Origin of the sequence: Streptomyces hoynatensis (assembly GCF_003626535.1) — a bacterium.
GTDB classification, from domain to species: domain Bacteria; phylum Actinomycetota; class Actinomycetes; order Streptomycetales; family Streptomycetaceae; genus Streptomyces; species Streptomyces hoynatensis.
In genome coordinates, this window is sequence record NZ_RBAL01000042.1 from 1 (window position 1) to 15,496 (window position 15,496).

Annotated in this window: 2 protein-coding genes; both read left to right on the forward strand. The window is 74.7% G+C overall.

Annotated elements, in window-relative coordinates:
* Positions 1–7,132 (forward strand): type I polyketide synthase (locus tag D7294_RS32685; protein ID WP_206619592.1); only part of this gene is annotated, 7,132 nt, incomplete at its 5' end.
* A 44-nt stretch (positions 7,133–7,176) separates the two neighbouring features.
* A partial coding sequence (locus D7294_RS34125) for a type I polyketide synthase (protein WP_479681738.1) occupies positions 7,177–15,496 on the forward strand: 8,320 nt, incomplete at its 3' end.

The following is a 15,496-nucleotide window of genomic DNA, read 5'->3' on the forward strand; positions in this document are numbered from 1 at the left end:
AGGACTCACCGCCGCCTGGCACCACCACCCCACCCACACCCACTACGCCGAAATCACCCTCCCACCCCACACCCCCCACACCGACACCTTCACCCTCCACCCCGCACTCCTCGACGCCGCACTGCACCCGATCGTCGCGGCGGCGGTCGAGGGGGAGGGGGAAGGAAAGGGAGTCCTGCTGCCGTTCGCGTGGTCGGGGGTGCGGCTGCACGCCACCGGCGCACGCGTGCTGCGGGTGCGGATCGCCCCGGGAGGTTCCGGGACGTTCGCGGTGACCCTCGCCGACGCGGCCGGGGAACCCGTCGCGGAGGTGGCCGCGTTGACGATGCGTCCCATCGCGGCGGAGCGGCTCGCCGAGGTTGCGGCCCGGAAGGCGCAGGACGGCCTGTATCGCGTGGCGTGGTCGCCGGTGGCCTTGCCCGAGCCGGCGCAGGAGCCGGGCCGGTCGGGGCGTCTGGCCGTGCTGGACGGAGACGCGGCCTCGCTCGGTCTGGACGTGCCCGCCTTCGCCGGGGTGGCGGAGGTGGCCGCCGGGGAGGACCCGCCCGAGGTGGTGCTCGTTCCGGCCTTTTCAGCGGAGCAAGCCGTTGATCCTGCCGGGTCGGCGCGCGAGGTTCTGCGCGGGGCGCTGGCCCTGGTGCAGGAATGGCTGGCGGCGGATCGGCTGTCCGGCAGCCGGTTGGTGTTCCTCACCCGTGGCGCGGTGGCGAGCCGCGCGGGCGAGGACGTGACCGATCTGGCGGGCGCGGCGCTGTGGGGGCTGATCCGTTCGGCGCAGACCGAGAACCCGGGCCGTTTCGGCCTGCTCGACCTCGGCCCGGCGGACCTCGCCGGACCGCGCCTCGCGGAGCCGGCCGAGGCCGACGCCGTCGCCGCCGCCGTCGCCTGGTTCGCGCCGGCGGAGGGGCCGGCCGGCCAGGAGACGCAGCTGGCCTGGCGGGACGGGGCGTGGCACGCCCCCAGGCTGGTGCCCGCGGCCACGCCGGGAGCGGGAGCGGTGGACGAGGCCGGGGACGCCGCCGATGCCGAGGCCGCCCCGGAGGCCGCGGGCACGGTGCTGATCACGGGCGGCACCGGCACCCTCGGCGCGCTGTTCGCCCGCCACTACGCCGCCACCGGCCGGGCCCGGCACCTCCTGCTGACGAGCCGCCGGGGTGCCGGGGCGCCCGGGGCCGTGGAACTCACGCGGGAACTGGAGGAGTTGGGGGCCGAGGTCACCCTCGCCGCCTGCGACACCGCCGACCGCCAGGCCCTCGCCGACCTCCTCGCCACCATCCCGTCCGAACATCCGCTGACCTCCGTCATCCACACCGCCGGCGTCCTCGACGACGCCACCCTCACCACCCTCACCCCCGAACAGCTCGACACCGTCCTGCGCCCCAAGGCCGACGCCGCCTGGCACCTGCACGAACTCACCCGCGACCACAACCTGGCCGAGTTCGTCCTCTTCTCGTCCATCGCCGGCGTGATCGGCAATCCCGGGCAGGGCAACTACGCCGCGGCGAACGCGTTCCTGGACGCCCTCGCCGCCCACCGCCGCGCCCACGACTTGCCCGCCACCTCCCTCGCCTGGGGCCTGTGGGCCGACGCCAGCGGCATGACCGGACACCTCGACGCGGCCGACCGCACGAGGATGGCCCGCCTGGGCATCGGTCCCCTCGCCTCCGGTGACGGGCTGGCGCTGTACGAGGCGGCGGCGCGCGCAGGCGAGTCGCTGCTCGTCCCGGCCCGCCTCGACGGCGCACGGCTGCGCGCCCAGGCCGAGGCGGGGACGTTGCCGGTGGTGCTGCGCGGGCTGGTACGTCGGCCGACCCGGCGTGCCGCCGAGGCCGCCGACGACTCGGGCAGCCTGCGCGCACGCCTCAGCCGCATGCCCACCGACCAGGCCACCCAGACCCTCACCGACCTGGTCCGCACCCACACCGCCCTCGTCCTCGGCCACCCCACCCCCGACACCATCAACACCCACCACGCCTTCAAAACCCTCGGCTTCGACTCCCTCACCGCCGTCGAACTCCGCAACCGACTCAACGCCGCAGCCGGGCTGCGGCTGCCGGCGACGCTCATCTTCGACTACCCCACCCCGGACCTCCTCGCCGCACACCTGCGCGAAGAACTCCTCGGCGAGGCGGCCGACGCCGCCCCCGCGACGGTGGCGCCCACGGCCGACGCCGAGGAGCCCGTCGCCATCGTGTCGATCGGCTGCCGCTACCCCGGCGGCGTCCGCTCCGCCGAGGACCTGTGGAACCTCGTCGCGGGCGAGGCGGACGCCATCGCCGAGTTCCCCACGACACGCGGCTGGGATGTCGAGGCGCTGTACGACCCCGAGCCCGGGAAACCCGGCAAGACCTACACCAGACAAGGCGCCTTCCTCTACGACGCAGCCGACTTCGACCCCGACTTCTTCGGCATCAGCCCCCGCGAAGCCCTCGCCATGGACCCCCAGCAACGCCTCCTCCTCGAAACCACCTGGGAAACCCTCGAACACGCCGGCATCAACCCCCACACCCTCCACGGCACCCGCACCGGCATCTTCACCGGCGTCATGTACGGCGACTACGGCAGCCGCCTGCGCCAGGCCCCCGCGGACCTGGAGGGCTACCTCCTCAACGGCAGCGCGGGCAGCGTCGCCTCCGGGCGTGTCTCCTACACCTTCGGCTTCGAAGGCCCCGCCGTCACCGTGGACACCGCCTGCTCCTCCTCCCTGGTCGCCCTCCACCTCGCCGCCCAGGCCCTCCGCTCGGGCGAGTGCGAACTCGCCCTCGCCGGCGGGGTGACCGTCATGGCCACGACGGACGTCTTCACCGAGTTCAGCAAGCAGCGGGGGCTTTCACCCGACGGGCGCTGCAAGTCCTTCGCGGCCGGGGCCGACGGCACCGGCTGGGGCGAGGGCGTCGGCATGCTGCTGCTGGAACGGCTCTCGGACGCCCGCAGGAACGGCCACCCCGTGCTCGCGATCGTGCGCGGCTCCGCGGTGAACCAGGACGGCGCAAGCAACGGCCTCACCGCCCCCAACGGCCCCTCACAACAACGCGTCATCCGCCAGGCCCTCGCCAACGCCCACCTCACACCGGCCGACGTCGACGCCGTCGAAGCCCACGGCACCGGCACCACCCTCGGCGACCCCATCGAAGCCCAAGCCCTCCTCGCCACCTACGGACAAGACCGGCCAGAAGACCGCCCCCTGTGGCTGGGCTCCCTCAAATCCAACATCGGCCACACCCAGGCCGCCGCGGGCGTCGGCGGCGTCATCAAAATGGTCATGGCCCTGCGCCACGGGGTGCTGCCCAAGACCCTGCACGTGGATCAGCCCACCCCCCACGTCGACTGGACCGCGGGAGCCGTCGAACTGCTGACGGAGGCCAAAGCCTGGCCCGACACCGGCCACCCCCGCCGCGCCGGCATCTCCTCCTTCGGCGTCTCCGGCACCAACGCCCACCTCATCATCGAACAGGCTCCCGTGGCGGAGGAGCCGGGCGAGCGGGAGGGCGTCCCCGCGCCCATCGCCGGGAGCGGAGCCTTCGCCTGGCCGCTCTCCGCCAAGTCGGACGCGGCGCTGCGGGCGCAGGCACGGCGGTTGCTTGAGCACCTGGATCGCGCCCCGGAGCTCGACCCCGCCGCCGTCGGCTACTCCCTGGCCACCACCCGTGCCCGCTTCGACCAGCGCGCGGTCCTCCTCGGCCGCGAACCCGCCGACTTCCGCGCCGCCCTGGCTGCCCTCGCCGAAGGCGAGGAAGCCCCCCATCTCGTCACCGGCACCGCCGCCCCCCAGCCGGGCCGGACGGTGTTCGTCTTCCCGGGGCAAGGCTCGCAGTGGGCGCGCATGGGCGTCGAACTCATGGACGCCTCCCCCGTGTTCGCGCGGGCGCTCAACGAGTGCGCCGAGGCGCTGGCGCCGTTCACCGACTGGAACCTCCTCGACGTGCTGCGGGAGGCCGAGGGCGCGCCCGGGTTCGACCGGGTGGATGTGGTGCAGCCCGCACTGTTCGCCCTGATGGTCTCCCTGGCCCGGTTGTGGGAGTCCCTGGGCGTCACCCCCGACGCCGTCGTCGGGCACTCCCAGGGCGAGATCGCCGCAGCCCACATCGCAGGCGCACTCACCCTCGAAGACGCCGCCCGGATCGTCACCCTCCGCTCCCAGGCCCTCTCGGCCATCACCGGACGCGGCGGAATGACCTCACTCCCCCTCCCCAAGGAACAAGCCCTTGAGCTGATCCAGCGCTGGGAAGGCCGCATCGCCATCGCCGCGGTCAACGGACCACAGTCCACCGTGGTCGCCGGAGACGCCGACGCGCTGGACGAGATGTTCACCCACTGCGAGCAGGACGGCATCCGCGCCCGCCGCATCCCCGTCGACTACGCCTCCCACACCCACCACGTCGAAACCCTCAAGGACCAACTCCACGACATCCTCGCCCCCGTCACCCCACGAGAGCCCCGCATCGCCTTCTACTCCACCGTCGCCGGACACACCGGCGAACCCCTCGACGCCGCCTACTGGTACGACAACCTCCGCACCACCGTGGAATTCGAGACCACCACCCGCCGCCTCCTGGCCGACGGACACACCCTCTTCATCGAAACCAGCCCCCACCCCGTCCTCACCCACAGCATCCACGAGACCATCGAGGCACACGCCGAGGGCCAGGACCAGCCGGCGGACGTCGCGGTGACCGGCACCCTGCGGCGCGAAGAGGACACCTGGCAGCGCGTCCTCACCTCCCTCGCCACCGCACACACCCACACCACCCCCGACTGGACCGCCCTCTACCCCACCCGGGACACCGTCGAACTGCCGACGTACCCCTTCCAGCGGGAGAGTTTCTGGCTGGCGGACGGGGACGCGCCCGCGGAGGGGGCGGCGCAGGCGAGCCCGGCGGAGGCGGAGTTCTGGGCCGCGGTGGAGCGGGAGGACCTGGACGCCCTGTCCGGAACGCTCGGCCTCGGCGAGGGTGCCGCCGCGCCGGACGCCCTGCCTGAGGTGCTTGCCGCGCTGTCGTCCTGGCGGCGCCGGCAGCGTGAGCGGTCTCTGATGGAGAGCTGGCGCTACCGGGTTGCCTGGCAGCCGCTCACCGAGGTCACCGCGCAGGCGCCGGGCGTCGCGGGCGGGGCGTGGCTGGCGGTGGTGCCCGCCGGGGCCGGGGAGAGCCGGGCGGTTTCCGTGGTGCTCGACGCGCTGCGGGAGCGGCGGGCGGAGGTGGTGCCGCTGCGGCTGGAGCCCGGGGCGCGTGACCGGGAGGCCGTCGGGCGGCTGCTCAAGGGCGCGCTTCGCGACGCGGGCCTGACGCAGGAGGAGCTGACGGGGGTGCTGGCGTTCACCGCGCTGGAGGACGGTGCCGAAGCGGACGCGGCGGGGCCCATCTCCGCGGGGCTGGCCGCCACCGTGGCGCTGGTGCAGGCCCTTGGCGATGCGCAGGTGCAGGCCCCGCTGTGGTGCGTCACGCAGGAGGCGGTCTCCACGGGGAACGCCGACCCGGTGCGTCATGTTCTCCAGGCGCAGGTCTGGGGACTCGGCCGGGTGGTGGCCCTCGAACAGCCGGAGCGCTGGGGCGGGTTGATCGACCTGCCGGCGGCGCCGGACCGGCGCGTCGCCGCGCTGCTGCCTGCCGTGCTCGGCGCGGGGCGCGGCGAGGACCAGATCGCGGTGCGGGCTTCCGGGGCGTTCGGCCGGAGGCTGGTGCGCGCGCCCCTGTCCGCGGAGTCGCGGGAGGCGTGGCGGCCGCGCGGCACGGTGCTCGTGACGGGTGGGGCGGGCGCGGTCGGCTCGCACGTGAGCCGCTGGCTCGCGGCCTCGGGTGCCCCGCATCTGCTGCTGGTCGGGCGGCGCGGCCACGACACGCCTGGCATCGCCGAACTGGAGGCGGAGCTGGCCGAGTCGGGGGCGCGGGTGACGGTCGCGGCCTGCGATGTGGCCGACCGGGAGGCGCTGGCCGGGCTGCTGGCCTCGATCCCGGAGGAGTATCCGCTGTCCGCCGTCTTCCACGGCGCGGGGGCCCTGGCCGACGGCCTGGTCGAGGCGCTGGGCGAGGAGCAGCTGGAGCGGGTGCTGCGGCCGAAGGTGGCGGCGGCGACGGCGCTGCACGAGCTGACGGCGGAGCTGCCGCTGGACGCCTTCGTGCTGTTCTCCTCCGCGGCGGGCGTGTGGGGCAATGGGGGGCAGGGCGGTTACGCCGCCGCGAACGCCTACCTGGATGCGCTGGCCGAGCGGCGCCGAGCGGCGGGCCTGCCCGCGGTGTCGGTCGGCTGGGGTTCCTGGGGTGGCGGCGGCCTGGTGACCGGCGAGGTCGAGGAGCGGCTGCGCCGCCAGGGCCTGCCGCCGATGGCGCCGGAGACGGCGGTGGCCGCGCTCGCCGCGATCCTCGCGGGCCCGGAGCGGTCCGCGGCGCTCGCGGTGGCCGACGTGGACTGGGCGCGTTTCACGCCCGCGTTCACCTCGGCCCGGCCCAGCCCGCTGATCGCGGACCTCCCCGAGGTGCGGCGGCTGGCGGCGGCCGCCTCCGCGGGCGGCCCGGCGGCCGGTGCGGGCGAGGAGGGGGCCGAGGGGTTCCTCACGCGGCTGCGCGCCCTGCCGGACGAGGAGCTGGACCAGGAGCTGCTCGACCTGGTGTGCCGGCACGCCGCGGCCGTCCTGGGGCTTCGCGGCCCCGAGGCGATCGAGGCGGGGCGGGCGTTCAACGCCTCGGGCTTCGATTCGCTCACGGCCGTCGAGTTGCGGAACCGGCTGCGCGGCGCCACCGGGCTCCGGCTGCCGACGACGCTGCTTTTCGACTATCCGACGCCGCTCGCCGCCGCCCGCTACCTGCGGGACGAGCTCTTCCCCGAGCGGCGGGCCGCGGGCGCGGCCCCGCCGGAGGGGGGCGACGAGGACGCGGCGGTGCACAAGGCGTTGCTCGCCATTCCGGCCGGCCGGCTGCGAGAAGCGGGCCTGCTCGACGCCTTGCTGCGTCTCGCGGCGGAGGAATCCGCGCCGGAGGACCGTGCCGCGGATTCCGCGGATCAGGCCGCGGGCGCTTATGGAAACGACGAGGCGGAAAAGCCGGGCGGCGCGGCCGAATTGGACGCGATGGGCCTGGACGATCTCGTGCGCATGGCGTTCAAGAACGATGTCCCTGACGAAATGCGGAGGTCATGATGGCTGGGGCTGACGAGACCGTTGTCGAGGCGCTTCGGGCGTCTTTGAAGGAGACGGAGCGCCTGCGCCGGCTCAACTCCCAGCTCTCCGCGGCCTCGCGGGAACCCATCGCGATCATCGGGATGAGCTGCCGCTTCCCCGGCGGGGTGCGTTCGCCCGAGGATCTGTGGGAGCTGGCGGCGAACGAGCGGGATGCCATCACGGAGTTTCCCGAAACCCGCGGCTGGGACGTCGAGGAACTGTATGCCGCGGAGCCGGGGCAGCACGGGAAAACGTATGTGCGGGAGGGCGGTTTCCTGCACGACGCGGACGTGTTCGACCCGGGTTTCTTCGGGATCAGCCCGCGCGAGGCCATGGCGATCGACCCGCAGCAGCGGCTGCTGCTCCAGGCCTCCTGGGAGGTTTTCGAAAGGGCGGGAATCGACCCGCATGCGCTGCGCGGCACCCGCACCGGGGTTTTCGTCGGAATCGCGCATCAGGATTACGGCGCGCCGATGCACGAGTCGCCGGAGGGACTTGAGGGCTACCTGCTGACGGGCACCTCCTCGGCGGTCGCCTCCGGCCGCATCTCCTACGTGTGGGGGCTTGAGGGGCCCGCGGTCTCCATCGACACGGCCTGCTCCTCCTCGCTTGTCGCCCTGCACCTGGGCACGCAGGCCCTGCGCAACGGGGACGCGACCCTGGCCCTGGCCGGCGGGGTGACCGTGATGGCGATGCCGGGGGCGTTCATCGAGTTCAGCAGGCAGCGGGGGCTGGCGCCGGACGGCCGGGTGAAGGCCTTCGCCGCGGCGGCGGACGGCACCGCCTGGGGCGAGGGCGTCGGCATGCTGCTGCTGGAGCGGCTTTCGGACGCCCGCAGGAACGGCCACCCGGTGCTCGCGATCGTGCGCGGCTCCGCGGTGAACCAGGACGGCGCAAGCAACGGCCTCACCGCACCCAACGGCCCCTCCCAGCAACGCGTCATCCGCCAAGCCCTCGCCAACGCCCACCTCACACCGGCCGACGTCGACGCCGTCGAAGCCCACGGCACCGGCACTACCCTCGGCGACCCCATCGAAGCCCAGGCCCTCCTCGCCACCTATGGGAAGGACCGGCCGGAAGACCGGCCGCTGTGGCTGGGCTCGGTCAAGTCGAACATCGGCCACCCGCAGTGTGCGGCGGGCGCGGCGGGCGTCATCAAGCTGGTGATGGCGATGCGGCACGGGCTGCTGCCGAAGACACTGCACGTGGACGAGCCGACGCCGCACGTGGACTGGGAGGCGGGCGCGGTCAGGCTGCTGACCGAGGCCAGGCCGTGGCCCAGGGGGGAACGGCCGCGGCGGGCGGCGCTGTCGGCGTTCGGGGTCAGCGGCACCAACGTGCACGCCATCCTGGAGGAGGCGCCGCCGGTGGCGCCGGAGGAGCCGGCGGAGGCCGGGCCGCAGCGGGCGCCGGGGAGCGTGGTGCCCTGGCCGCTCTCGGCCAGGACGCGCGAGTCGCTGGCCGGGCAGGCGCGGCGGCTTCTGGAGCACGTGGCCGCGCATCCCGGCCTGGACCCGGTGGACGTTGGCTTCTCGCTGGCCACGACGCGGGCCGTGTTCGGCCACCGGGCCGTGGTGGCGGCGGGGGCCGGGGACCGGGAGGCGCTGCTGCGTGGCCTCTCGGCGCTGGCGGAGGGGCGGGCCGCGGACGGCCTGGTCACCGGCGAGGCAGCCCCCTCGGGGAAGACCGCCTTCGTCTTCTCGGGCCAGGGCAGCCAGCGCCCCGGCATGGGCCGCGACCTCTACGACACCTATCCCGTCTTCGCCACCGCCCTGGACGAAACCATCGCCGCGCTCGACCCCCACCTCGACCGGCCCCTGAAATCCCTCATGTTCGCCGAGGAAGGCACCGAAGAGGCCGGGCTGCTCAACCAAACCCGCTACACCCAGCCCGCGTTGTTCGCCCTCGAAGTCGCCCTCCACCGGCTCCTCACCCACCACGGCATCACCCCCGACTACCTCACCGGGCACTCACTCGGCGAACTCACCGCAGCGCACGTGGCGGGAGTCCTCACCCTCGCCGACGCGGCGACCCTGATCACCACCCGCGCCCGCCTCATGCAGGCCGCCACCCCCGGCGGAACCATGATCGCCATCAACACCCCCCACGAGGAGATCGCCCCCCACCTCGCCGAGACCCACGGCACCGTCACCCTCGCCGCCGTCAACTCCCCCACCACCACCGTCATCGCCGGAGACGCGGAAGCAGCCCGGTCGATCGCCCGCCACTTCGCCGACCAGGGCACCCGCACCCGCGAACTCACCGTCTCCCACGCCTTCCACTCCCCCCACATGGACCCGGTCCTCGACCGGTTCCACGCGACTGCCACCACCCTCACCTACCACCCGCCGACGATCCCGGTCATCTCCAACACCACCGGCGACCTCGCCACGGAAGAGCAGCTCACCGACCCCACCTACTGGACCCACCACATCCGAAACACCGTCCACTACGCCCAGGGCATCACCACCCTCCACACCCACGGCACCACCACCTACCTGGAGTTGGGGCCCCAGGGTTCCCTGACCTCGCTGACGCGCGAGTGCCTCTCCGCCCGGGAGGATGCGGAGGACGTGACAGGCGAGGGCGGCGAGCCGGTCTCGCACGCCCTCGCCGTGCTGCGCCGCGACCGGCCCGAGCCCCTGGCGTACACCACCGCCCTCGGGCAGCTGCACGCCGCGGGGCGCTCGCCCGACTGGCGGCGGGTCTTCGGTGACCTCGGCGGGCGGCGGGTCGACCTGCCGACGTACGCCTTCGAGGAGCGGCGCTTCTGGTACGACGTGCCGGGCGGCGCGGCCGACGTGGCGGGCCTGGGCCTCGGCATCGCCCACCATCCGCTGCTGGGGGCCGCGGTGTCCCTGGCGGACGGGGCCGGCGTGGTGTTCACCGGCCGGCTGCGGCAGCGCACACAGCCGTGGCTCGGGGACCATCTGGCGTTCGACAGCGCCGTGGTGCCCAGTGCCGCGTTCGTCGATCTGGCACTGCGCGCCGCCGATCACGTCGGCAGCCCCGGGGTGGACGAACTCGCCGTCGAGGCCCCGCTGGTGCTGCCGGAGCGGGACGGCGTGCAGGTGCAGGTGACCATCGCGGCGCCCGGCCCGGACGGGCGGCGGGCGCTCAGCGTGCACTCCCGGCCCGAGCCGGCCGACGGCGAGGCGGGCGAGGAGGCGCCGTGGGTGCGGCACGCCACCGGCGCCCTGCTCGCCGCCGGGGCGCCGCGGCCCCGCGTGGCCGGCCTGGGCGAGGCGTGGCCGCCGGCGAAGGCCGCCCGGATCGACGTGGCGGACCGCTACGCCGGGCACGCCGCGGCCGGGCTGACGTTCGGCCCTGTGTTCCAGGGGCTTCGGGCCGCCTGGCGCAAGGGGGGCACGGTCTACGCCGACGTGCGGCTGCCCGAGGATGCCGACATCCGCGGCTTCGTCCTTCACCCGGCGCTGCTCGACGCCGCGTTGCACGCGCTGGACCCGGGCGAGGGCAGGTCGGCGCCCCGGGTGGCGCTGCGGTGGGGCGGCGTGCGGCTGCACGCGGCGGACGCCCGCGCGGTGCGGGCCCGGCTGGTGGCGGCGGGACCCGACGAGGTGCGGCTCGCGCTGTTCGACGCGGCGGGCGCGCTGGTGGCCAGCGCCTCCTCCGTCGGGTTCGGGCCCCTCGTCCTGCCCGAGGCGGGCGGCGGCCGGCACGAGGCGCTGTTCCGGCCGGGCTGGCCGGAGGCGCGCTTCGACGGCGCGGCCTCCCCGGCCCGCCTCGCGGTCCTCGGCGAGGCGGCCCCGGCCGGGCTGCCGCTTCCCGAGTCCACCCCCAGGTACGCGGATGTGGCGGCGCTGCTCGCGGCCGTCGCCGCGGGCGCGCCGGTGCCCGATGCCGTGCTGGCCCCCTTGCCCGCGGTGGCGGGCCACGCCGCTCCCGAGGCGGTTCGCGCGGCCGTGGGCGGGGCGCTGGCCCTGGCCCGGGACTGGCTCGCGGCCGAGCCGGTGGCCGCGTCGCGGCTCGTCCTCCTCACCCGCGGCGCGGTCCGGGCCCGCGAGGGGGAGAGCCCCGAGCTGAGCACGGCGCCGGTGTGGGGGCTGCTGCGTTCGGCACAGTCCGAGCACCCCGGGCGGTTCCTGCTGCTCGACCTCGACCCGGAGGCCACGCAGGGCGGCGAGGGCCCGGGCGGGGAGCTGCTCGCCGGGGCCCTGCTCGGCGACGAGCCCCAACTCGCCCTGCGGCAGGGCCGGTGGCACGTCCCCCGCCTGGCCCGGGTGCCGGTGGCGGAGCGGGCCGCGGATGGCCGGCAGGCCCGCCCGTTCGACCCGGACGGCACGGTCCTGGTGACCGGCGCAGGCGGCACCCTCGGCTCGCATCTGGCCCGCCACCTGGTGGTGCGGCACGGCGTGCGGCATCTCCTGCTCGTCAGCCGGCGCGGGCCCGACGCGCCGGGCGCCGCCGCGCTGGAGGCGGAACTCGCCGGACACGGCGCCTCGGCCGTCAGCGTCGCCTGCGACACCGCCGACCGCGAGGCCCTGTCCGCGCTGCTCGCCTCCGTGCCCGAGGCGCACCCGCTGACGGCCGTCGTGCACACCGCGGGCGTCCTGGAGGACGGCATCCTCACCTCCCTCACCCCGGCCGCCCTGGACCGGGTGCTGCGGCCCAAGGTGGACGCCGCCTGGCACCTGCACGAGCTGACGCGGGACGCGGGCCTGTCGGCGTTCGTGCTGTTCTCCTCCCTGGCCGGGACGCTCGGCAACCAGGGACAGGCCAACTACGCGGCAGGCAACGTCTTCCTGGACGCCCTGGCCGCCCACCGCCACGCCCAGGGACTGCCCGCCACCTCCCTCGCCTGGGGCCTGTGGGCCGAGACCAGCGCCATGACCGCCACCCTCGACCGGGGCGATCTCGCCAGGATCGGCCGTTCCGGCGTCGCACCGATGTCCCTCGACGAAGGGCTCGCGCTGTTCGACGCGGCGCTGACCCGCGAGGAGCCGCTGCTCGCCCCCGGCAGGCTCGACCTGGCCTCGCTGCGCGCCCAGGCCGCGGCCGGCACCCTGCCGGCCATGCTGCGCGGCCTGGTCCGCGTCCCCGCCAGGCGGGCCGCGGCGGCCACCGCCGAGGAGGGCGCGCCCTCGCTCGCGGGCAGGCTCGCCGGCCTGCCCGAGGCGGAGCAGCACCGGCTGCTGCTGGACACGGTCAGGGAGCAGGCCGCCGCCGTCCTCGGCCACAGCGACCCGCAGGCCATCGAGCCGGGCCGCGCGTTCCTCGAACTCGGCTTCAACTCGCTGACGGCGATGGAACTCCGCAACGGCCTCGCCCGGGTCACCGGCCTTCGCCTGCCGAGCACCCTCATGTTCAACCACCCCACCGCCGCGGCGCTCTCCCGTTTCCTGCACGGCGAACTCCTCGGCTCCGCCTCGGGCGCGGCGCAGGCCGTGACCGTGGCGGCGGCCGCGGACGAGCCCATCGCCATCGTCGGCATCGGCTGCCGCTTCCCCGGCGGCGTCACCAGCCCCGAGGAGCTGTGGGAACTGCTCGCCGCGGGACGGGACGCCGTCACCACCCTGCCCACCGACCGCGGCTGGGACGTGGAGGGCATCTACGACCCGGACCCGGAGCGGACCGGCACGACGTACGTGCGGCACGGGGCGTTCCTCGGCGACGCGGGCGGCTTCGACGCGGCCTTCTTCGGGATCAGCCCGCGGGAGGCCACCGCGATGGACCCGCAGCAGCGGCTGCTGCTGCAGGCGGCGTGGGAGGCGATCGAGCGGGCGGGGATCGACCCCACCACCCTGCGCGGCAGCAGGACCGGCGTGTTCGTCGGCGCCACCTCGCAGGACTACGGGCCGCGGCTGGCGGAGGCGCCCGCGGGCTTCGAGGGCCACCTGCTGACGGGCAGCACGACGAGCGTGGCCTCGGGCCGGGTGTCGTACGCCCTGGGCCTGGAGGGTCCCGCGGTGACCGTGGACACGGCCTGCTCCTCCTCGCTGGTCGCCCTGCACATGGCCGCGCAGGCGCTGCGGGGCGGCGAGTGCGAACTCGCCCTGGCCGGCGGCGTTTCCGTCATGGCCACGCCGGGGCCCTTCATCGAGTTCAGCAGGCAGCGCGGCCTGGCGGCCGACGGCCGCATCAAGGCGTTCGCCGAGGAGGCGGACGGCACGGCCTGGGGCGAGGGCGTGGGCCTGCTGCTGGTGGAGCGGCTGTCGGACGCGCGCCGCAACGGGCACCGGGTGCTGGCGGTGGTGCGCGGCTCGGCGGTGAACCAGGACGGCGCGAGCAACGGGCTGACCGCCCCCAACGGCCCCTCCCAGGAACGCGTCATCGCCCAGGCCCTCGCCAACGCCCGCCTCACACCGGGCGAGGTGGACGCCGTCGAGGCGCACGGCACCGGCACCGCCCTGGGCGACCCCATCGAGGCCCAGGCACTCCTCGCCGCCTACGGCCGGGACCGGGCGGAGGACCGGCCTCTGTGGCTGGGCTCCGTGAAGTCGAACATCGGCCACACGCAGCACGCCGCGGGCGTCGCCGGGCTGATCAAGATGGTCATGGCGATGCGGCACGGCATGCTGCCCAAGACCCTGCACGTGGACCGGCCGACCTCCCACGTGGACTGGTCCTCGGGCGCGGTGGAGCTGCTGACCGAGGCCAGGCCGTGGCCCGCGCACGGCCGCGGGCGCCTGGCCGGCGTGTCCGCCTTCGGGATCAGCGGCACGAACGTCCACACCATCCTTGAGCAGGTTCCCGAGGAGCGGGAAGAGGAGGCCGGCGAGGCGGCGGGCACGCCCGGCGCGGCCCCGGTCCTGGGGACGGATGGGACGTTGCCGTGGCTGCTGTCGGCGAAGTCCGAGGCCGCGCTGCGCGCCCAGGCACGGCGGCTGCTGGAACACCTGGACCGCACCCCGGAGCCCGACCCCGCCGCCATCGGCTACTCCCTGGCCACCACCCGTGCCCGCTTCGACCAGCGCGCCGTCCTCCTCGGCCGCAACCTCGCCGACTTCCGCAGCGGGCTGACCGCCCTCGCCGACGACCAGGAAGCCCCCCACCTCCTCACCGGCACCGCCACCACCCAGCCAGGGAGGACAGTGTTCGTCTTCCCCGGCCAGGGCTCCCAGTGGGCGCGCATGGGCGTCGAACTCATGGACAGCTCCCCGGTGTTCGCCCGGGCGCTGCACGAGTGCGCCGAGGCGCTCGCGCCGTTCACCGACTGGAACCTCCTCGACGTGCTCCAGGAGGCCGAGGGCGCGCCCGGCTTCGACCGGGTGGATGTGGTCCAGCCCGCACTGTTCGCGTTGATGGTCTCCCTGGCCCGGTTGTGGGAGTCCCTTGGTGTCACCCCCGATGCGGTCGTCGGGCACTCGCAGGGGGAGATCGCCGCAGCCCACATCGCGGGGGCTCTCACGCTGGAGGACGCGGCCCGGATCGTGGCTTTGCGCTCCCAGGCCCTCTCGGCCATCACCGGACGCGGCGGAATGACCTCACTCCCCCTCCCCAAGGAACAAGCGCTTGAGCTGATCGCGCGCTGGGAGGGCCGCATCGCCATCGCCGCGGTCAACGGGCCGCAGTCCACCGTGGTGGCCGGAGACGCGGATGCGCTCGACGAGATGTTCACCCACTGCGAGCAGGACGGCATCCGCGCCCGCCGCATCCCCGTCGACTACGCCTCCCACACCCACCACGTCGAAACCATCCGCGAGCGCCTGCTGGAACTCCTCGCCCCCATCCAGCCCCAGGAACCGCGGATCGCCTTCTACTCCACCGTCGCCGGACACACCGACGAACCCCTCGACGCCACCTACTGGTACGACAACCTCCGCACCACCGTCGAGTTCGAGACCACCACCCGCCGCCTCCTGGCCGACGGACACACCCTCTTCATCGAAACCAGCCCCCACCCCGTCCTCACCCACCCCCTCACCGAAACCATCGACACCCACAACCCCACAACCGACACCCTCGTCACCGGCACCCTCCGCCGCAACGAAGGCACCTGGCACCGCCTCCTCACCTCCCTCGCCACCACACACACCCACACCACCCCCGACTGGGCCGCCCTCTACCCCACCCGGGACACCGTCGAGCTGCCCACCTACCCCTTCCAGCACGAGCACTACTGGCTCGACTCCAGCACCACCACCAGCGACCCCACCAACCTCGGGCTCGGCGCCACCACGCATCCTCTGCTCGGCGCCGCGGTGGCCCTGGCCGCGGGCGAAGGCCACCTGTTCACCGGCCGCCTCTCCCTCAAGACCCACCCCTGGCTGGCCGACCACGCCGTCCACAACACCGTCCTGCTACCAGGCACCGCCTTCATCGAACTCGCCCTCCACGCAGCACACCACACCCACACCCCCACCCTCGACGACCTCACCCTCG